Origin of the sequence: Marinoscillum pacificum, assembly GCF_024714495.1 — a bacterium.
Taxonomy (GTDB): Bacteria; Bacteroidota; Bacteroidia; order Cytophagales; family Cyclobacteriaceae; genus Marinoscillum; species Marinoscillum pacificum.
This window is the reverse complement of record NZ_JAMZMJ010000006.1, coordinates 160,663-181,975: the sequence shown is the minus strand read 5'-3', so window position 1 is coordinate 181,975 and position 21,313 is coordinate 160,663. Positions and strand designations below refer to the sequence as shown.

The window sequence follows — 21,313 nt, the reverse complement described above, 5'->3', positions numbered from 1 at the left end:
GGTTTTTATTTACACTTAGCTTCTCTGCCAACTTAATTCACCACCTCAAGTTTGAAAGGACTAATCTCTTTCAATTTTTCAACATATTTTGGCAGTGTTTTTATCACAAACATTCTTTCAGATGGATAATGTGCATTTTTCTGGACATTGACTCCTTGGTTCGTAAAAAACATAGAAACTTTGTCCATCGTGTTCAGAGAGTCATCATAAATATTCTCAGGAATATATAATGCAAACTTCTTTACTTCAACGCCATTCTCAGACAACGGAAAACAACCTAATAACCCATCATTTTGATAATTGACTACATCATTTTCAACATATTTATAAAATATACTTGATATATCTAGCTTAATTTCTTTTAATGATATTAATGCTGCTTGTTGTCCACGTAATACCAATTCTATCTGCGGTTTAACCCATGGCATCGCCTCATCCCAGTCAACTACTGAGTCAAGTATTTTCTCATAATGGATTTTTGCTGAATCCAGATTTTCTTGAGATTCAAGATACCAACCGGTAAAAAGCCTTGCATAAAAGGCGTGCATGTCTTGAAGACTGTCATAGCAGAGAACCTTTCTCCCATAAATCATAGATTCTTCAAACTCCTGTTTTTCATTGTGCATGAAAAACTTTGAAACTATTGCCTGGTAATCTGTTGAATCAAGATCATACAGGCTATCAATCAAAGCATATTCGAGTTGCTTCGCAAGCATACAGTCTGGTTCACCACATGATTGAATTTGCATCAATGAATCAAGCTTTGTTATGATCGATTCTTTAATTAAATCCTGTTTTCGCTGACAAGAGCTAATTGTCAAAATAATGGCTGCTATTATGAGTATTGGCTTCATTTTAAAATATTCCAAAATGAAATTACTTCTTTTCGCACAGAGGACTGCTCATATTTATTTTAATGTTCTGTCATTCTAGTCAAAGACCCAATTTTTCTATTTGTCTTCTCCCCAAAATCCTTTTTCTTAGAATGGCGAAACCTAATCAGACTTAACAACCAGCAACTTGAACCATTTCCCCAAAGACATTCAATTCAAATATCCCTGGAGAACGTACCAGCAGCGTGTTTTAGATGAACTCAACACACATCTGGAAGACAATCATTTACATCTAATCGCTCCTCCCGGTTCTGGGAAAACCGTTCTCGGTCTGGAAGTAATGTTGCGTCTGAATAAACCAACTTTAATTTTAGCTCCGAGTCTGGCAATTCGAAATCAGTGGATTATTCGTTTTCGGGAGTTGTTTCTGCAAACCGAATCCGTTCCTGAGTGGATCTCCACAGACATTCGAAAACCGGCGTTTGTTACTGTTTCCACTTATCAAGGTCTGGATGCGGCATCTGATTCCGAATCAGATCAAACCGAAATCCTGGAGAAATATCGCGCGATGAATCTCGGAACGATTGTCGTGGATGAAGCGCATCACCTGAAAAATGAATGGTGGAAAAGTTTGATTCGTTTGAAAAACGAACTCAAACCGACCATTGTTGGATTGACCGCCACTCCGCCTTATGACGTTTCTTATTCAGAATGGACTCGATACATTGAGTTGAATGGTCCGGTGGACACGGAAATTTCGGTTCCCGAACTAGTCAAAGAGGGGGATTTATGTCCGCATCAGGATTACGTGCTGATTTCTGATCCTTCACTCGAAGAATATGGGAAGCTTCTGGATTTTCACGAAAAAGTGGAAAAGCTCTTCAAAGAATTGAGCAGAGATCAGGTTCTGATTGATTTTCTGATGCAATTGGAAATAATCAAGTTTCCCAACACACAGCTGGAATGGATTTACAGTAACATGGAAGTCTACTCGGCCATGTTGGTGTATCTCCATCATAATGATGCCGAGTTATCCAAACATCACTTTGAACTGACGGGAAACAGGAAAAACCAACTTCCGAAACTGACTTATGATTGGCTGGATATCCTGCTTGACTATTTTTTATTCCAATATGAAGCCGATAGTAAGGAGACGAAAGCACATCAAAAGCAAGTGATTGCTACTTTGTCAAAAGCTGGTTTGATAGAACGAAACAAAGTCAATTTTTACAACGATGACAAGATTGAAAAGTACCTGACCAGCAGCATGAGCAAATTGGAAGGTATTCATGAGATCACACTGCATGAACACTCAAGTCTGAAGAATGAACTTCGTCAAGTAATTCTCTGCGATTTCATTCGAGACGAATTTCTTTCGCCGCATCTCCCGATAACCAAAATGGGCGTAGCCCCGGTTTTTGAAAGTTTGCGAAGAAAATTGGACGTCAATATTCGCGTTGGAGTTTTGACAGGATCATTGGTGATCATTCCTGCTGAAGCCAAAGAGCTTTTATTGGCTGAAGCCAAAAGATTGGGTATCTCGAAAGTTACTTTAAAACCTCTAGGTTACGATGAGCAGTATCTCATCCTTACTTTGGATTCAGAAATTAGAGCTGTTTTCGTTCAATTAATCACCTCCGTATTCGAAAAAGGAGGAATTCAGGTATTGATCGGCACCAAATCACTTTTGGGTGAGGGTTGGGATGCTCCAAGCATCAATGTTTTAGTACTGGCCACATTTGTAGGATCTTTTGTTCTATCCAACCAAATGCGTGGGCGAGCTATTCGCACGGTTCGCGGGGATGAACACAAAACGAGCAACATCTGGCATTTGGTCTGTCGAGATCCGCTCAATCCCGAAGGCGGAAAGGACATTGATCTATTAAAAAGACGGTTCAAAGCATTTGTCGGAATATCCGAACGTGAAAACCGAACCATAGAAAATGGAATTCAACGTCTGCTCATTCCAGGAAAACTGGATAAAGAAAATTTCCAGGAATTCAATCAAAAGATGCTGCAATCCGCTAGTGAGCGTGAACACCTGAAACAGCAATGGCATGATGGTGTCCAAAACGGAACTCACCTGGTGGAAGAAATCAAAGTCCCTTTCTCCGGAAACCGACCATACCAAAAACAAAAAAAGCTGTACGTTCGGAAAACCATTGGTTATCTACTCGCAGAACTGTTTATCGGCCTATCAGCATTCAGTTCGGATTTTTTACAACTCCTTTTTAGAACGAATTTACGGAGATTGTTTTTTGATGATGAGGGTCAGCGAACCATACTTGGTTTATTCCTTATCGGTCTGTTTGTCTTTTTCGGGAGGAAATTGTTTAAGTCCATTTATCTCTTTTTCAAATATCGAGATATCAGTGATGACCTTCATGGAATCGGTCAGGCATTGTTAGAAAGTCTTCAAAAAATTGGTTTGTTGAATCCAAACACAGCTTATCGGGTTGTCACCAGCAAAAACGAGTTTGGTGAAGTGTTTGCCCATTTAGAAGGAGGAACTTCTTTTGACAAATCACTATTTGTGTCTTCTCTCCAGGAAATCATTGCTCCTGTTTCTAGTCCGAGATATCTCATCATTCGAAAAAGTCGATTGTGGAGAACCTTCAATCAGGAGGATTTCCACAGTGTGCCAGATCTGTTAGGTAAAAAGAAAGACGAAGCTGCAGTATTCGAAAGCTTTTGGAAAAAGCATGTGGGTAAGTGCGAATTGGTTTACACCAAACATCTGGAAGGCAGAAAATGGCTACTCAAAGCCCGTTTCAATTCATTGGCCTCTCATTTTGAAGAAAAACCGAATTTGAGTAATCGCTGGAAGTAATCAAGCACTGTTCTTCAGCATGCAAAGCACCAATCGTTCTTTCTCCATCAAGTGATTGCCATCATTTAGCAATTTCTTAGCCTGCTTGGCAAAATACCTTACTGTTTGGCCATTCATGTAATGCTCTATCACTCGCGGGTCTACATAAGAACTCCTCGCCACAGCTGGCGTGTTCCCCAGAGTTTCGGCCACCAGATTGATGGCTTCCTTTATATTGGAATCGAGTTGCTTCTGGTCCTCGGTTCCCACGGCATCAAATTGATCCAGCGCAATGGCTGCCACCATCGTTCCAGCCCATGTACGGAAATCTTTTGCCGTAAAATCCTCTCCCATCACCTCATGTATATACTCATTGAGGTCATGACATTCTATTTCATGCTTCTCGCCATTAGTGTCCAGATATTTAAAAATCCGATAACCCGGCATTTCGTCCAATTCCTGCACAATGCCCGCCAATCGATCATCTTCTATTTCTTTGGTTTGCTCTTGACCACTCTTACCGATGTAGTTGAAAGTAAGCACGCCTTCTTCTATCTCCAGATGCTTGCTTCTTAGAGTGGTTAGTCCATGAGTTCCGTTCCTTTTAGTGTATTGAGGATTTCCTGGACGGAAAAAGGCCTGATCCATCAGTCGCAACATGGTCGCGCAAACTTTATTTCTGGTCATTTCGGAAGCTCGCATGTGCTGACCAGTGACTCGACGCATTCTTTCCAGGCTTTCTGCAAAGCGTACAATTCGATTGTATTTTTTGGATCGCTGTTTTTCCAGATAATCGGGGTTGTAGATGTATTGCTTTCTTCCCTTCTCATCTCTGCCGGTTACCAGCACTTTTTCTTTGGGTTCATAAATGTGAACATCACTCCACGCAGGAGGAATCACCAAAGATTCAAACCATTTTCTGAGTTCTTTATCCTGAATCGTTTTCCCAGCATCATCCTGATACGTAAAACCTTTGCCGTGACGTTTGCGCTTATACATCAGCTTATTTTGGATACTTCCTGCTCCAGTTTCAATGCTTCAGAACCATCGGATTGTTGGATGAGTAGCGCTTTATTTCCTGATTCACCATTTCTGGTAACCTCATTTCCTGCTATCGTTTTGGTGATAGACTTTGCATAGGTTGCTACCACTTTGCCTTGAGCTTTTCCATTACCCCAGGCCCATTCTACTTCGGTACCTTTTTGTATCATTGATCTATTATTGCGTCAGGTATAAAACTTGAGACGTGTGAATTTGTTGGAAAATTGCAATGAAAGTAGTTCCCTTTATAAGCCAGTAAGCGGTATAAACAACATTAAGATTGGAGATGAATCATTAACCTGATAAGTTGATTTGCTTAATTTTGTAGCGCATTTAGCAAACCAGCATCACTTTTGAGTAAATCCAGCATACGCCGTTTCTTTCTGATTGGAACGCAACACACTACTGACCAGAATGAAATCAAAAAGATTCGTCTAATCAATCTTTTTGCGCTCATCGGAATTGGTCTTTCCGTACTGTTTTTGATTTTAAACCTAATCCAATTTCCAGATGACCTGGTAAAGCATCTTTCGCTTATTGGCAATCTGGTTTTCATGCTGTGTATTGTTGGTTTGAACTATAAAGGATTCTTCACTCTTTCCAGAGTTCTTCTGTTTGCGTTTGTGTCCTTCCTGTTCTTTTACAATGCCAATTTTGCTTACAAAGGGTTTTACTCCGAGTATTTCTATCTGCTGTTGCCAATATTAGGATTGCTCTTTTTTGAGCATTTGGCCATTCATTTGATCAGTTTGTTTCTGGCGGTTGCTTTGTTTTATGTTCCTAATCTGTATTTCCACGTTTATGCCGAAAATTCATTTGGGTACGCCAATGTTGCGTTTCTATTTGCCGGAATTTTTGCGTTGGTACGCTATTTCAAAAGGTTGAATCAAAAAAACGAAAAGTTGCTTGCGGAGCAGAAAGACAAAGAATTGGCCCTGATCCAAAGTAGATCCTTGCGAGAGCAGATTGATTCGCACTTCATTTCCAATGCCATGGTGACTATTCAGAATTTCATCATGAACAATGATCAAGAGTCTGCTAATCAATACCTAACGACCTTTTCAAGACTGATGCGCTCTCTCTTAGAAACTTCACGTAAAGAAATGATCTCCATATCTGATGAAGCGGAGCTTCTCGAAGATTTTTTGAAACTGAGCAAAGCGCGATACGAGAACACATTTGATTATCGCATTGAAATTGATGAGGAAATAGATCCCGAATTGGACGAAATCCCAGCCATGTTCATTCAGCCTTTTGTGGAAAATGCTGTGGAGCATGGTAAATATGGAGCATCTAACAAAGGGTTAATAGAAATTCGGTTTTCACGTAAAGATGATACCATCGAAATATTGGTACAGGACAATGGTGGCGGATTCATTAAATCAGATAACTCACGAAAAAACTCACTCTCCACTACTATTTTGAAGGAGCGATTGGAACTATTGAACAAATTCTCTAAAAAGGAACATCATTTCCATGTTGTCAATCTGGAAAATGAAATGAATCAGCCGATAGGTACAATGATTACCATTATCTTCCAAAGTCATTAGTACAAATACATGGAATCAAGGTTCTCTATTTTAAGTAAGAAGCATATTCGAAAGGCGATGCTTCATCTGAGTTTTTGTCTTGCGGTGCTTAGTTTGGTAGCGTCCAATTTTGTTACCGCACAAACAAGCAATGATGAAAACAGGCAGCTCAAAGCGCATTGTGATAGTCTTTTGCTTTGGAGCGGTGATCTACTGGATTATGATCTCGATTCTGCAAAAATCATTGCCAACCAGTTACTCGATTTTTCAATTGAAAAGCAATATCCCAGAGGACAGCTTCAGGCTTATAGCCAATTGGGCCATATCTACAGCTATCAGGCCATGAGAGGATCGGCGCTGGATAATTATCAAAAAGCATTGGCCATAGCGAAACAGGAATCGAACCAACTCTTCGAGGCGATGCTCGACGAAAGTATTGGTTTCTTGCTCTATGAAGACGGAAAATATGAGGAAGCCCTCGAGTATTTGAATTCTTCGATGCCTTATTTCATAGAAAAAAATCGATTGGCAAGCTTGGGAAACGTAAAACTAGCACAAGCATTGATTTACTTGAAGACAGATTTGACCTATGAAAAAGTTATCAATACACTCGATGAGGTGGAAGAAATAGCTAGAAATGAGGACATGATCTATTTGCTGATAGAAACCCTAAATACCCAATCTCTGGCCTATTTGACTTTCGAGAAAAATCTGAATAAGGTTTTAACTAACTCCAAAGAAGCACTCAAAATGATCCAGTTAAATGATCCGCTCGATTATTTTGATCAAGGGATCACACATGCTAACCTATCTCAGTATTATCAAAAGACCAATCAATCATCTGTTGCTTTGGACTACACAGATTCTGCGATTTTCTATCTGGATCAAACACAAAGCATCGCTGATCTGACGGGAGTATACCAAACTCGAATTGATATCTACAACCAGCAGCAAAACTATCAAAAGGCGAATGAAGCCTATGCTAAGTTGTTGGATTTGAAAAGCCGATTGTTTGATCAGCAGCAGGCAGACAAAATCAATGACTTGCAAACTCAGTACGAAACGGAGAAAAAAGAAGCGGAAATTGCTCGTTTGTCGCAACAAACCGCGATTCAGGATTTGGAAATCAACCGGAGAAATCAAACAATAGTCATCGGTATTATCAGCTTTGTATTCTTATTGGGCCTATCCTACTTCTGGTATTTTAGGCAATCCACTTTGAGAAAACGCCAGCAGGTAGAAATAGAACAGCGATTCTTAAGATCACAGCTAAACCCGCACTTTATTTCCAATGCTTTGGTGGCCATTCAAAACTCGCTGCTCACCAACGATGCCGAAAGTACCTCTTCCTATTTGAGCACTTTTGCCCGATTGATGCGAGAAATCCTGGAAAATTCGCGCGAAGAGTACATTGCACTAGAAGACGAATTGAATATGCTGAGAGATTATCTAGAGCTAAATCGAAAAAGATTGGAAGACAGTTTTAGCTATCACATTGAGGTAAGCGATGATTTGGATCTGGAAATCGACAGGATTCCGCCCATGTTTGTCCAGCCGTTTGTAGAGAATGCATTGGAATATGGTTTAGGAAATGATCAACAGCAAGGAAAAATTAACGTGCTGTTTTCACGTGAAGGAGACTACTTAAAAGTAGTGGTTTCAGATAATGGGCCTGGATTGCAGGAAACCAAATCCAGTTTTTCACAAAAAAGATCTCTGTCCTCAAGTATCATCAGAGAACGGATAAATTTGCTCAACCATTCTATGAAAAAGAGCATTAAACTCTCATTAGAAGATAGAAAAGACCATCTTAGCGATATAGTTGGTGCACAGGTCACCATCTACATTCCATTGTAAACCTAAAGTAGCAGACATTGAACATCCTACTCATTGATGACGAAGCGCCAATTCGCAACAACATGAAGGCACTGTTGGAAAAATATGTACCTGAAAGTGTTGTGCTGGGAGAAGCCGATGGTGTACAAACAGGTCTGGAGTTACTTCAGCAGCATCAACCTGATGTGCTTTTTCTGGATGTGGAAATGAAAGATGGGACTGGTTTTGATCTGTTGGCACAATATGGCACGCCTACATTTAAAGTCATTTTTGTGACCGGTCATGATCGCTATGCCCTGAAAGCATTCAAATACAGCGCTGTGGATTATCTGATCAAACCCGTAGATCCGCAGGAGTTGGTACAGTCATTCAAGAGAATAGAAACGACGAGTTCACCAGCACTGAACCAACAAATGGAAAACCTGATGGCCAATCGGAAACGCGAATCCGATGACCAAAAAATAGTGCTGAAAGATCTGGAAACGATCTATTTGGTCAGTATCCGAGACATCATCCGCTGCGAAGCTCAAAACAACTATACCATTTTTTACCTCGCAGATGGACGGAAGATCACCATATCGGTGACGCTGAAAGAATACGACAAACTCTTTGCTGAACATTCATTTTTCAGATCCCACCAATCGCACCTGATCAACTTGTCACATTTTGATAGATATGACAAAAAAAATGGCGGTATCATTTACATGAAAGATGGCTCCACTGTGCCACTAGCCAATAGAAGAAAGGACCTCCTGATCAGCAAACTGCAAGAGCTCCACTAAATCCGATCTTCTGATTAGTCAAAAATATCGTCATTTATTACAATTCAAATACTAAAGAGATTTGATCGAATAATAAACGGTTCTTCCTGAATACTCAAGTGTAAAATAGCTAGAAGGCTCTTCTAGTTTCCTTTGATCCGCCTTACAAAAATCGAAAAGGAAATGAGAAAAATTTTACCGTTATTATTATGCTTAGCGCTGTGCTACCAGGGAGCCAGAGCTCAAAATTGCAATCAAACCTTCTGGAGCTTTTCCGAAAGCTTTGACCTTCCAGACGATAATACTGTTTGGGATGGAACAGCCCTTCCAGATTGTTGGAATAGAGTATTTCCTAGCGGAACAGCTAGTGGAGATGAATCCTCACGCATCTATAGAGAACAAGACAATGGCAATGCATACCTACGGATCATGTCAGGAAATGGAGGTGGCGGAGCCAATGGTATTGCTGTTACTCCAATACCAACTAATTATACTGGTACGCTTACTTTCAGAGCCAGAGTAGCACCAAGTACCGCTGTATCAGTTCCTCTAGAAATAATCACATATTATGAGGGAGTTGTCATCACTACGATAAACTTGACTAGCAACTGGCAAACATATAATGTTGACATGTCAGGGTATTTCCTTAGAGGGTTGGAAAGAGGTATTGGTTTTAAACATACCTATGCGAACCGAAATAATGTTTATGGTCTGGAAATAGACGATGTAGCTTACACCAGTGGATGTCCAGATTCCCCTTGGATTGATAGTGTGGCTACTACGGATATTGTCGTAGCGTTGGATGAAAATGGTAATGCTACCATCTCTCCGGAAGATGTGGATAATGGATCGGCTGATATTTGCGGCGATACACCCACCTTGTCTTTAAGCCAAACACAGTTTACATGTGCTGATTTTGGCGACAATACTGTCACACTTACGGCAAATGTCGGATTTGATTCTCAAACAGAGACTGCTAATGTTAGAATTATTCCTTACATGCCAGAAGAGGGAGAATATATTAGTGTTTATCTTGATGATAACGGGGATGCTTCTATTGCTCCTTCTTATTTCGATGCGCTAAATGGGTGTACAGGTGTTACCTATACATTTGATGCTGGCGCTCAGATTTCCTACACTTGTAGTGATGAGAGATCGAATTTTCCTGTAGAAGTTACGGCCAGTTTTGGAAGTGGTGATACGGAAGTAAGAAATTTCAGAGTAGTACCACATGATACAATTGCACCAGTGGTTCTTACAAACAACATTACTGTGCAACTGGATAATACAGGAAACGCACATGTGAATGTGGATGATTACGACAATGGCACTCATGACAATTGTTCGTCCAACTTTTCATATACCTATTCAAAAACTGATTTTACTTTCGAAGACCTGGGAGTCAATCAGATTGATTTTGAAGTGACTGATGAGAATGGAAACAGCACTTCACAAACAGTGCAGGTAACCATAGAAACCGGATTTGTAGAATATACTGCTACTACTGCTACCACAAGCCAATGTATAGATGGCTCTACAGCATACGACATAGTATTGGACGGATCCGAATCTGGTGTAGCATACTATTTAATTGATACTTTGAACAATAGTATTGTGGATGGACCGGTTACAGGTACAGGAAGCTCGATCACTTTTAGTTCTGGTACTTTGAATGAAACGACCACTTTTAAAGTAGCAACCATTGCCAACTTCACAGATCCAAGTGCTGGTTCTGCTATCAGTTTTCATGACAATGGATCCTATGCCGAAGCTTCCGGACCTTGGAATTTTGATTATGGACTGGGTTATACTTTTGAAGCAACGATAAATGGAAATGTTCTTCCTTCAGGGCATCAAAATGTGATCTTTTCCATTGGTACAGAATCTCAAAGTGATATTGAAGTCTATTTTCAGCAAAACACTGGGTATTTAGTAGTGGTACATGAGCGTCAGTCAGGCGCAGCAATTGAACGATACAATGTTCCGTCTGGCTATACTGATACTCATTTGGCAATCACTTTTGATCCACAAAGCATCCAACCAATTAAGGTTTATTACGATGGTGTACTGCGCTATAAAGTAGACGGAGGAATATATAGCCTTGGAAAAAATGCTAATCACACGTTTAAGCTAGGAGAAGTAAGCAATTCAGCTTTTTTAAACACTAGTAGTTCTCAGGTGATCATAGACGAAGTAAGAGTTTGGGGAACTGCTCTCTCTCAATCATCCATCCAAAGCAACATGAACAATTGTGTAGATCCATCTACTTCAGGTTTGATCCATTATTACCGAATAGATGAAGGTACTGGTACAGTTTTGGAAGATTTGGCCATAGGAGATATGGACCTAAATCTGGTAAATACTAACCCTTCTGTTTCCAACTGGAGATCAAGAGGATATGGATTAGTTACATGTCCGAGCGATATGATCATTCCTATTTCTAATCACGTCACTCTGGGAGATACCGAATCACCTACAGCTACATTAACCAACTTCACCGCTTCATTGGATGAAAATGGTGCTGTTACATTAGATGCTGCTGACGCAGATAATGGATCTACTGACAATTGTACAGATGCAGCGAATCTTTCATTTACTGCAGATATCACCGATTTTGATTGTGATGATCTTGGAGACCACACGGTTACTATTACTGTTGCCGATGAGTCTGGCAATGAATCGTCACAGGCTGTGACCGTAACCATTGTTGATAATTCTGGTCCGGTTATCAGTCCAAATAATAGAGATGGTTTGGGCAGTTTACTACCACCATTATCTTTCGCGCTAGATAGTGCTGGTTCTGTCACTATCACAATAGATGATCTTCGATCTACCGTAGCAGACAATTGTGATGGAAACCCAATAGTTACTTTAAGTCAATCTACATTTGACTGTGATGATGTGGCTGCTGCAGGAACCATTGGTACCAATCAATCTGTAACGATCACTGCTACAGATAGCAATGGAAATACTACAACTGCAACAGAGTCATTCACTATTGTGGACAACATTGGACCTGTAGCTCGTGGCAATGATGTTACGCTTCAGTTAGATGCAAACGGATCTGTTACTCTGGCTACAAGCGATGTGGAAAACGGAAGTACTGATAACTGTACTGCCAATGCAGATCTCACTTTTTCGCTTTCGCAAACAGCTTTTGATTGTGATGATCTGGGTGTCAATAATGTGAACTTTACTGTGGAAGATGCTCGTGGAAATACGAATACCATTGCAGTGTCTGTAACAGTAGCAGATACTATCAACCCTGTCGCAGTAGCACAAGATATTTCCATAGACCTTGACCAAAATGGAACAGCTACCATTACTCCAAGTCAAATTGATAATGGAAGCTCAGACAATTGTTCATTTACACTAAGTCTGGATGTAACTAATTTCACCACTGCAGATCTTGGTGAAAACGCTGTGACACTTACAGTAACTGATGCATCTGGAAATACAGGAACCGCTACGGCAACTGTTACTGTGTTTGAATCTTTATTAGCACAGGATATTACGTTCAGTTTAGCAACAAGTGCAACTTATGGAGATACGGCCATTGCTTTGACAGCTTCTGCAAGCTCTGGGTTGGATGTGATTTATGCGGTTTCTGGTCCTGCAACTATCAACTCAGACAATTATTTGGAAATTCAGGGAGCGGGTGTAGTTACTGTCACCGCGTCTCAAGGTGGTAATGATACCTATGCCACAGCAACAGATGTATCCAATTCTTTGACGGTGAGCAAAGCAACGCTTACGGCAACTGCAGAAGATTTAACTATCACCTACGGTGATATCATTTCTTCAATTGGAATTACTTACTCGGGTTTTGTCAATGATGATTCTAGTGAAGACCTGGATGTTGCTCCATCTACCACGCTACCTGGTAGCTCAAACGCCGGTACTTATTTAATACCAATAAGCGGTGGAAGTGATAATGACTATGATTTCGTTTACGAATCCGGTGAGTTGATTATAGAAAAAGCAGATCAAACCATCACTTTCGCAGCTATTGCTGATGTCGACATATCGAATGCCACTACTGTAAACTTATCAGCAACTGCCGAATCAACCCTAGATGTTAGTTTCAGGATAACCGAAGGTACGGATATAGCGAGTTTGTCAAATGGTGTAATCACTGTGAGCAATACTGGAATAGTTACTGTGGAAGCCACTCAAGCCGGAAATGAAAACTACAACGCTGCTGAAGCGGTGACACAAACTTTCCTGGTTACTGATTCTAGAAAGCAAAATCAGACAATTACTTTCAATGAAATTGATGATCAGGTTTACGGAGATCAAGTTTCACTGGGAGGAAGCACTTCCAGTAATTTGGATATTCAATACACGTTAGCATCTGGTGCTGGTACTATTTCCAATGGAGTACTCACCATCGAAGGAGTTGGAGATTATGAAGTGTTGGCTTCTCAATCAGGAAATGATACTTTCAATCCGGCAACACAGGTAGCACAAATGTTTACAGTTACCAAGGCTTTACTCACAGTAAGTGCCGATGATCAGCAAATCAATCATGGAGATCCTATTCCTGTATTTACTTTTTCATATACTGGATTTAAACTAAGCGATAATGAGGCTGTACTTGATTCTTTACCACAGGTAAGTTCTACCGCAAATTCAAATAGTATACCGGGACATTATCCTATAGAAGTCAGTGGAGGGCTAGATGATCACTACGCATTTGACTATGTCAATGGTACCCTCATCATTGCTGAGATTTTAGGTGTAGATCATATAGAAACGATGATTTATCCAAATCCTGCTACTGACGAAATACGAATCAATACGTCAGAGGAAGTAACAATCAACATCTTAAGTCTGGATGGTAAGGTCATAAAATCAGAAAAAGCACTTTCAGCAATCAACGTATCTGATTTACAAACCGGACGATATGTACTTCAGATAATTCAACCAAATGGTGATGTGCACACAGAATTCATCATCAAAAAGTAACTAAGGCGGCATAGACAAGGTCTGTGCATAGGCGGCTCATCTCTGATGAGTCGCTTTTTTTATGTTTTTTCTTAAAAATGAGTTTTGATCAATTCTCCAAAATCAGAAAACGCTTCTGGATAATTTCCAGATCGATTGATCAATGCTGTTGTAATGCCTAATTCCTTTGCTGCTTTAATCTCGGACTCAGGATTATCGCCAATTACCAAAACTTCCGAAGGGTCTAAAAGATGATTCTGAAGAATTTCTCGAAATGCTTCGATCTTTCCTCCACTTGAATGCATCGGATCATCAATGATAATCTGAACAAAAAGATGCCGAATCTTTAGCGAATCAATCTTAGGCTCTTGCAACTGAACCGGTCCGGTTGTCACCAGATACATTGGTAATTCCAAATTGATGATTTCCAAGAAATCCTCAAAAGGCTGAATCTCAAATCGGAAATCAGGCTGATGGAAGAATTCCATTGATTTTTCATACATCCGTTCACTGAACCCAAATTCTTCGGCCACTACATGAATGGGTTTTACCCACATCATATGTTTAGCTCTATTCAAATCATCTTCTGAAACTGAATCATTGTATCGACTCAACAAATCAAAAAATCCCTCGAAATTTTCAGCTCCGAGGGATTTTGTTGGATATATCGTATCATCAAGATCCAGGATCAATGCCTTGATCATAGTGCTCCTTGATGTTCTAGTTTCAACAAATCATTCACTGATTTTACAGGATTGAAGGTAATTGGAGGCACTTCCACAAAAATCGTATTCCAGTCCGCCATCGCCCCATTCCAAAGACCCGGCAACTCCTGTGCTTTCAGATCTTTTCCGTCTTTTGACTTTTGCGTGATGAATCCAGTATCAGGATCTCTGTATTTCAGCAAATCGAATTTCTTACCCGACTTATCCTTCAGCATACACACCACGTCCACAGGATTAAAGTGCGTTGCCTGATTGAAAACCTTCTTTTGATCTGCATCTGTCAAATCTATTTGGGCAGTTTCTACTACCTGTAGTGATTTAGATCCGTCTTTTGCTCTTACCCAGAATGGTCCCCCACCAGGATCGCCATCACTCTTCACCATACCACACACACGGAACGGACGATTGAGTTTTTCTTTCAGATAGGTAACTTTCTCTCCATCACTCTTATCCAAAAATGCTTTTCCAGGTTCCAGACCCAGTTCTGCCAATAGACCAGACGCTTCTGAAATACCCGTTCCTGACTGTAGCGACTCCAAAGCATTCTTGATTTTAGCCGAATACTTCAAAAGAATTCCCGCAATCACTTTCTTGTAAAGAATCGTTTCATCCTTCAAATGATCCGGTACTACATTATCAATATTTTTAAGGAAAACGACATCTGCATCTATATCATTGAGATTTTCCAACAATGCCCCATGACCTGCAGGTCTGAATAATAAAGATCCATCTTCATTTCTAAACGGCTCATTATTCAAATCCACGGCTATCGTATCCGTTGATGGTTTTTGTACGGAGTAGGAAACGGATATTTTCACACCATACTCCTGCTCATATTTGGATTGCACCTCTGCAACGTGTTTTTCAAACTTGGCTTTATGATCTGGAGAAACTGTAAAATGTATTTTCACATTTCCATTGGCATCCTTCGCATACTGAGCTCCTTCCACCATGTGCTCTTCAACTGGAGTTCTATCGGTGCCTTCGTAACTGTGAAATTTTAGCAATCCTTTTGGCAGACTACCGTAATCCAAACCTTTCTCCAACAGTAGAGCTTCTAGAATCTCAGTGAATTTATGTTTTAGATGAGCTTCTTCCAGTGGTTCTCCAGTTGCATTTTTATACGCTTCTTTCAAATCGTCATAAAAAGCAAATTCTTCCAATTTCTTGAAAAATGTGAAAACAGATCCAGAAGACTGATCTTCTTTCATTTTTTCATAATCGGCATCACTTCCGCTGTAGTCATTTAGGAAACCAAAAAGTGTCTTGAACATTCTGGTAGCTGCTCCAGAGGCAGGAACGAACTTTACCAAATTGATTTTGCCTAGATTATTCTCATAGTATTTCACATACTCTTTAGCAGAATCTTTAGTCAGCTCCATGATTCCCTTTTCAGGAGTAGCTGCCAAAGCCAATTGTGTGGGGGGAAAACCTGATTTGAATTTTTCTATTTGATATTTTACATCCTTGAGGTCTAGTGGGTGCTCCTCAATTTGTTTTAAGTCTATTTCCTTAAACATTATATATAGTCAGTTTTGAGATTCGTTTGTCTATTAAACCGTTTAATGGTTGTTTGGTTAAGTTAGAGAATTTTCTCCTGTCAATAATACGGATAAAATTGAAGGGATATGTAAATCATTTGATGAATTCTTCGGCTTTAAAAGTTACTTTAGATTATATTTTCACTGAATTCATCACCGTCTTAAAATTATCAACCTATGAGCACTGATCTAACTAATATATCCCCTACGTTTTACGGAATTAGTATGGTGCCAAAAAATAAATGGCGCGAATACGGATTTGCCTTGTTAACAATTGCTGGTTCTGATGGAATTGTCTCAGACCCGGAATTGGAATGGCTAACACTTGACATGGCGCGAGAAATGGGAGTCGATGAAGAAATTGTAGCTGACTGGGAAGAGTTTGATTTCGAATCTGCCGATTTGGATGACTTATTTAGCAGTTTCAATTCTTCTGCCTTGGCTGGTTTCAACAAATTGTTAATCTATGATGCCATCCGAATGAGTTCTGCTGATGGCGATTATGCACTGGAGGAAAAAGAACAAGTGCATGAGGCCGCAAGAATTTTGAAAGTCGCTCCAGAGGCTGTTATGGCTATTGAAGCATTGGTAGATTTAGAAAAAGCTGCCAACAAACTTCGACTGACTATTCTTTAAACTAAAAAGAGCCATCCTGATTGTCTCAGAATGGCTCCATTTCGAAGGACAATTTATTCTTATCCGTATATCTCGTTCAAAACTGCAGCAAGTCTGATTCCAGCTTGCAACAAGCGCTGATTCACTAAATCAAGGTTTTTATAGTCGTATTGATAGCTAATCTTCATGTTTTCAGGAAGATCGTAGCACTGCTCTCTGTATTCCTTAGATTCTTCAATCCAAACCATCAGTGCATCCGCTTGCCATTTCGCTTTTTCTTCCTCAGACGCGTGATTGATCCAATCAGTATATTCTGTGTAAGAATATTGCTGACCGTCAATGATTCCACTATCCCAAACTCGGTGCAAGTTGGATGACTCCCAGAAGTAATCAAGTTTTACATCGTTACCACCTTTGTCTTCTCCATTGCCTACATGAAGAGGTTGGTGAATATCTCCTATTAGATGAACAAGAAGTTTCAATGTGAATGCCTCATCACCTTCCGTAAATTTCTTAGTTTTCAATTCTTCAGTGAATCGCTGTATTGCAACTATGGCATCACCTTCTTCTGGAGTTCCAGCTTCTGCATAGGTTTTTCCATCTGGCAAAGTGCAGTAATGCCACGGATCCATGTGCTTGTACGTTTTATCCGAACGAATAAAATCCATGTAATTGGCTACTTCGGCCAATGTTTCGTCCTTCAATACTTTGTCTATTTGCTTCTTCGCTTTTTTCGAAAGATGTTTTTCTGCGATCAAACCGATCACGCGATGACCTGTCTTGCCCCATGGCAATGCCTGAATAGACATAATCATCAAAAGGGATAATGCAATAATTCTTTTCATGGTGTGAAGATAACTTGCCTGATTTTTAATCAGTAGCGTTTTCCAATTAAGAAAACATGAAAGATGATAGACGGTAAAAAAGAAAAGGCGCGGTACTGGGAGTACTCGCGCCTTAATCACCAACCTAACCTAAAAAGTAATGTACGTCTATAACGACGAATATCTTATTTATTATATAGTACTATACCGATTTAATATAAAAATGTTTCAAAAATATCTTTAAATAATTCTGTTATTGTATCGAAATCGGTTTCAGGAACATCTCTTAGTCCCTCTCTAGAACCTTAAACGTTAATTGATGTTTCTCTAGCGTGTATCCGCAAGAGTTTATTTTACTTTTGCACACTTTAATGACAATTCGTGGAAGCAAAGGAGATATTAAAGCATTTTGCCAAAAGTGACATGATCCAAACCATTTCTGGTTCGATCATGAAAAACAGTACGGTACGTTTAAAAGGAATGGCTGGAAGTTTTGATGCTGTATTTAGTGCAGTGCATGCTTCTATTCAGAAAAAGACCAACATTTTCATTTTGCATGACAAGGAAGAAGCGAATTACTTTCTCAATGACTTGAGAAACTTCCTTCCTGAAGAGCAATTATTACTTTTTCCAAGTTCGTACAAAAAGCCGTATCAGTTTGAGGCTACTGAAAATGCCAATATTCTTCAACGTGCTGAAGTTCTCAATCAGATTATTTCTCAGCCTGATGAACCACATCAAGTCATTACCTATCCAGATGCGCTTTATGAAAAAGTAATCAATAAACGCTCACTTCAGGACAACACCTTCGTGGCCACAGTTGGTGAAAAGCTGGATATTGAATTCCTAACTGAGTTATTAACCAGTTACGATTTTGAAAGAACTGACTTTGTTTACGAAGCTGGTCAGTTTGCCGTTCGAGGTGGAATCATCGACATTTATTCTTTTGCCCACGATTATCCGTATCGACTAGAATTGTTCGGTGACGAAATTGAGAGCATCCGTGAGTTTGATCCGGAAAGTCAGCTGTCTAGTAAGTCACTGAAAGTCGTGACATTGATTCCAAATGTTCAAACTCGATTGCTGAAAGAAGAGCGTCAATCTTTCTTCGAGTTTATCCCGAAAGACACGGTAATCTGGATGAAAGATTATCGGGAAACCTTGGACCTGATAGAAAAAGGATTCTTAAAAGCCGTTGATTCGTTTGATCAAATCATGCGAGTGAGCGGTTATACACAGGTAGTTTTCAAGCCAATAGATTTATTCGATTCCGAAAAATCGTTTGATGAATTGTTGAAACGATTCCATAAAGTGGAGTTTGGCAATCGCTTCTATTTAAAACCAGATGACGAATACAATTTGGGAATTCGTCCTCAACCACATTTTCATAAGAATTTCAATTTATTAGCGGAAGACTTATTCCAATATCAGGTTAAGAATTTCGAAAAGATCATAACTGCTGAATCGTTCAAACAGCTTGAACGACTTGAGAGCATTTTCAAAGAAATCAATCCTGAATTGCAGTTTAGTGGTGTAGATGCCTCACTTCGTGAAGGATTTATTGATGACCATCACGAATTGGTCTGCTATACAGATCACCAGATTTTTGATCGATTCCATCAATACAAGGCCAAAGAAAAGTTTTCAAAATCTAAGTCTCTGACGCTTAGAGAATTGAAGACCATGCAGCCCGGAGATTACGTTGTTCACATCGATTATGGTGTTGGAAGATTTGCTGGTTTAGATACGGTGGATGTCAACGGAAACAAACAGGAAGCACTACGACTGATCTACAGAGATGACGATTTGCTCTATGTGAGTATTCACTCATTGCATAAAGTTTCCAAGTATTCTAGTAAGGACAGTGAACCACCGTCTATCAGCAAACTGGGTACGCAAGATTGGGAAAACAAGAAGAAAAAGGTCAAAAAAAAGGTCAAGGACATTGCCAAAGACCTGATCAATTTATACGCCAAAAGAAAAGCAGCTCCTGGCTTTGCTTATCCAGATGACAGCTACTTGCAAGCGGAATTGGAATCTTCTTTCTTGTATCAAGATACACCAGACCAGGCATTGGCCACAGAAGATGTCAAAAAAGACATGCAGCAAGGTCACCCGATGGACCGACTAGTTTGTGGAGATGTTGGTTTTGGAAAAACTGAGATTGCCGTTCGGGCAGCATTCAAGGCTGTAGATGGTGGAAAACAGGTAGCCGTTTTAGTACCAACCACTATTTTGGCCATGCAGCATTATCGCACCTTTGCGAGCAGATTGGCAGATTTCCCTGTGGGTATTGATTACATCAATCGATTCAAAACCACAAAAGAGATCAATGATGTCAAGAAAAAAGTCAAAGACGGAAAAATCGATATTCTGATCGGAACACACCGAATAGTCAATAAAGACATAGAATTCAAAGATCTTGGGTTGATGATCATTGACGAAGAGCAGAAGTTCGGTGTAAAAGTGAAAGATCAGTTGAAAGAAATGCGTGTCAACGTGGACGCATTGACTTTGACGGCAACACCAATTCCTCGTACACTACATTTTTCCTTGATGGGCGCTCGAGATTTGTCTATCATTTCTACTCCACCACCTAACCGCCGGCCGGTTACTACAGAAATCCACGATTTCAATGAAGAAATTATTCGCGATGCAGTAAGTCATGAATTGCGTAGAGGTGGTCAGGTTTTCGTGGTTCACAATCGAGTTGGAGACATTGAGCAAATCGGAAATATCATTTTACGATTGGTTCCAGATGCGAAAATCGGAATTGCCCATGGACAAATGGATGGAAAGCAGTTGGAAAAAGTAATGCTGAAGTTCATTGAGGGAGAATATGATGTATTGGTTTCTACCAACATTATTGAATCTGGATTGGATATTCCGAATGCGAATACCATCATCATCAACAGAGCGCACATGTTTGGTTTGTCAGATTTGCACCAGATGCGAGGTAGAGTTGGTCGATCTAACACTAAAGCCTATTGTTATTTGTTGACTCCTCCATCAAGTGCATTATCTGCTGATTCTAGAAAACGATTAACCACTTTGGAAGAATTCTCAGATTTAGGAGATGGATTCAAAGTTGCGATGCGTGACCTGGATATTCGGGGAGCAGGAAATCTACTTGGTGCTGAGCAAAGTGGATTTGTCAATGACATGGGTTTTGAAGTATATCACAAAATCCTGGACGAAGCTGTTGCCGAATTGAAGGAAACGGAGTTCAAGGAATTGTTCCAGGATGAAATGGATCATCAGAAATTCCATGCAATCAAGGAAGAGTGCGTAATTGAAACGGATTTGGAAATCTTGATTCCGCAGGATTATGTGTCCAACATTTCAGAGCGTCTGAATCTCTATTCCAAAATGGACAGTCTGAAAACCGAAGCAGAATTAGAGAAATTCATTGCCGGCATGCAAGATCGATTCGGTCCATTGCCAGATGCAGCAGAAGATTTGATGGCATCTGTGCGATTACGCTGGGCAGCTATCAAACTTGGTTTCGAAAAAGTGTCTATCAAAAATGAGGTGATGCGCTGTTATCTTTCCGATTCCAGAGACGAAAAGTATTTCCAATCTGACATTTTCGGAGGTATTCTACAGTACGTTCAGAGCATGCCACGTCGATGTGCCATGAAAGATCAAAAGAAGAAATTGATCATATCTGTGAAAGAAATTAGTGGAATTGATGAGGCACTTGATGTACTAAATCAGATGGATTCGACGGTTAGTGTGTGATTTATAACGTCAGTTACACAATAATTATCTAATTTTCCTATTAAATGAGTACAATTATGTTCGGAAACTTGTCCAAAAGGGCTATTTTTGAAATAATTGTATTTATTACTA

The 21,313-nt window shown here is 39.9% G+C and carries 13 protein-coding genes; 7 read left to right on the top strand and 6 right to left on the bottom strand.

Annotated features, from left to right (window positions below; all coding sequences use genetic code 11):
• Positions 1–32: 32 nt before the first annotated feature.
• Positions 33–854 (bottom strand): hypothetical protein, encoded by an 822-nt coding sequence (locus NXS00_RS15335; protein WP_258100113.1) that lies wholly within the window; start codon positions 852–854, stop codon positions 33–35.
• A 166-nt stretch (positions 855–1,020) separates the two neighbouring features.
• Here NXS00_RS15335 and NXS00_RS15330 point away from each other — a divergent pair, with 166 nt between their 5' ends.
• Positions 1,021–3,663, top strand: coding sequence for a DEAD/DEAH box helicase family protein (locus NXS00_RS15330; RefSeq protein WP_258100112.1), 2,643 nt, complete (start codon positions 1,021–1,023; stop codon positions 3,661–3,663).
• Here NXS00_RS15330 and NXS00_RS15325 read toward each other — a convergent pair whose 3' ends face one another.
• Positions 3,664–4,641, bottom strand: a complete 978-nt coding sequence (locus tag NXS00_RS15325) for a DNA topoisomerase IB (RefSeq protein ID WP_258100111.1) — start codon at positions 4,639–4,641, stop codon at positions 3,664–3,666.
• Positions 4,641–4,853 (bottom strand): hypervirulence associated TUDOR domain-containing protein, encoded by a 213-nt coding sequence (locus NXS00_RS15320; RefSeq protein WP_258100110.1) that lies wholly within the window; start codon positions 4,851–4,853, stop codon positions 4,641–4,643. The genes NXS00_RS15325 and NXS00_RS15320 overlap by 1 nt, the downstream gene beginning before the upstream one ends.
• Before the next feature lie 183 nt (positions 4,854–5,036).
• Between NXS00_RS15320 and NXS00_RS15315 the strand changes: the two genes are divergently transcribed.
• The 4 genes from NXS00_RS15315 to NXS00_RS15300 all read left to right on the top strand — a co-directional run bounded on the left by NXS00_RS15315 (position 5,037) and on the right by NXS00_RS15300 (position 13,777).
• A complete protein-coding gene (locus tag NXS00_RS15315; RefSeq protein WP_258100109.1) occupies positions 5,037–6,233 on the top strand; it encodes a sensor histidine kinase in 1,197 nt (398 codons plus the stop codon).
• 9 nt (positions 6,234–6,242) lie between these two features.
• Complete coding sequence (locus NXS00_RS15310) at positions 6,243–8,069, top strand: histidine kinase (RefSeq protein ID WP_258100108.1); 1,827 nt, start codon at positions 6,243–6,245, stop codon at positions 8,067–8,069.
• Positions 8,070–8,086: 17 nt separating this feature from the next.
• The gene (locus tag NXS00_RS15305; RefSeq protein ID WP_258100107.1) at positions 8,087–8,830 is read left to right on the top strand and encodes a LytR/AlgR family response regulator transcription factor; all 744 of its coding nucleotides are present in this window, start codon (positions 8,087–8,089) and stop codon (positions 8,828–8,830) included.
• A 162-nt stretch (positions 8,831–8,992) separates the two neighbouring features.
• Positions 8,993–13,777 carry an MBG domain-containing protein gene (locus NXS00_RS15300; protein WP_258100106.1) on the top strand — a complete coding sequence of 1,595 codons (4,785 nt, stop codon included), beginning with the start codon at positions 8,993–8,995 and terminating at the stop codon, positions 13,775–13,777.
• A 71-nt stretch (positions 13,778–13,848) separates the two neighbouring features.
• On the opposite strand, the gene NXS00_RS15295 is transcribed toward NXS00_RS15300, so the two are convergent.
• Together NXS00_RS15295 and NXS00_RS15290 are read right to left on the bottom strand one after the other, a co-directional pair.
• Positions 13,849–14,460: an HAD family hydrolase gene (locus NXS00_RS15295; protein ID WP_258100105.1), complete on the bottom strand. Its 612-nt coding sequence runs from the start codon at positions 14,458–14,460 to the stop codon at positions 13,849–13,851.
• Complete coding sequence (locus tag NXS00_RS15290) at positions 14,457–16,001, bottom strand: DUF4301 family protein (RefSeq protein WP_258100104.1); 1,545 nt, start codon at positions 15,999–16,001, stop codon at positions 14,457–14,459. The genes NXS00_RS15295 and NXS00_RS15290 overlap by 4 nt, the downstream gene beginning before the upstream one ends.
• A 198-nt stretch (positions 16,002–16,199) precedes the next feature.
• On the opposite strand from NXS00_RS15290, the gene NXS00_RS15285 reads away from it, so the two are divergent.
• Complete coding sequence (locus tag NXS00_RS15285; protein WP_258100103.1) at positions 16,200–16,658, top strand: tellurite resistance TerB family protein; 459 nt, start codon at positions 16,200–16,202, stop codon at positions 16,656–16,658.
• 59 nt (positions 16,659–16,717) lie between these two features.
• Here the strand turns inward: NXS00_RS15285 and NXS00_RS15280 are convergent, their stop codons facing one another.
• Complete coding sequence (locus NXS00_RS15280; RefSeq protein ID WP_258100101.1) at positions 16,718–17,482, bottom strand: S1/P1 nuclease; 765 nt, start codon at positions 17,480–17,482, stop codon at positions 16,718–16,720.
• A 360-nt stretch (positions 17,483–17,842) separates the two neighbouring features.
• Between NXS00_RS15280 and mfd the strand changes: the two genes are divergently transcribed.
• Entirely contained in the window at positions 17,843–21,202 is a 3,360-nt protein-coding gene (gene mfd / locus NXS00_RS15275; RefSeq protein WP_373418669.1) for a transcription-repair coupling factor, read from the top strand.
• The last annotated feature ends 111 nt before the right edge of the window (positions 21,203–21,313 follow it).

What these genes read in the sequence shown, in the direction of transcription:
- NXS00_RS15335 (WP_258100113.1), bottom strand. Translation starts at nt 854, where the DNA reads ATGAAGCCAATACTCATAATAGCAGCCATTATTTTGACAATTAGCTCT.
- NXS00_RS15325 (WP_258100111.1), bottom strand. Translation starts at nt 4,641, where the DNA reads ATGTATAAGCGCAAACGTCACGGCAAAGGTTTTACGTATCAGGATGAT.
- NXS00_RS15320 (WP_258100110.1), bottom strand. Translation starts at nt 4,853, where the DNA reads ATGATACAAAAAGGTACCGAAGTAGAATGGGCCTGGGGTAATGGAAAA.
- NXS00_RS15310 (WP_258100108.1), top strand. Translation starts at nt 6,243, where the DNA reads ATGGAATCAAGGTTCTCTATTTTAAGTAAGAAGCATATTCGAAAGGCG.
- NXS00_RS15300 (WP_258100106.1), top strand. Translation starts at nt 8,993, where the DNA reads ATGAGAAAAATTTTACCGTTATTATTATGCTTAGCGCTGTGCTACCAG.
- NXS00_RS15295 (WP_258100105.1), bottom strand. Translation starts at nt 14,460, where the DNA reads ATGATCAAGGCATTGATCCTGGATCTTGATGATACGATATATCCAACA.
- NXS00_RS15290 (WP_258100104.1), bottom strand. Translation starts at nt 16,001, where the DNA reads ATGTTTAAGGAAATAGACTTAAAACAAATTGAGGAGCACCCACTAGAC.
- NXS00_RS15285 (WP_258100103.1), top strand. Translation starts at nt 16,200, where the DNA reads ATGAGCACTGATCTAACTAATATATCCCCTACGTTTTACGGAATTAGT.
- NXS00_RS15280 (WP_258100101.1), bottom strand. Translation starts at nt 17,482, where the DNA reads ATGAAAAGAATTATTGCATTATCCCTTTTGATGATTATGTCTATTCAG.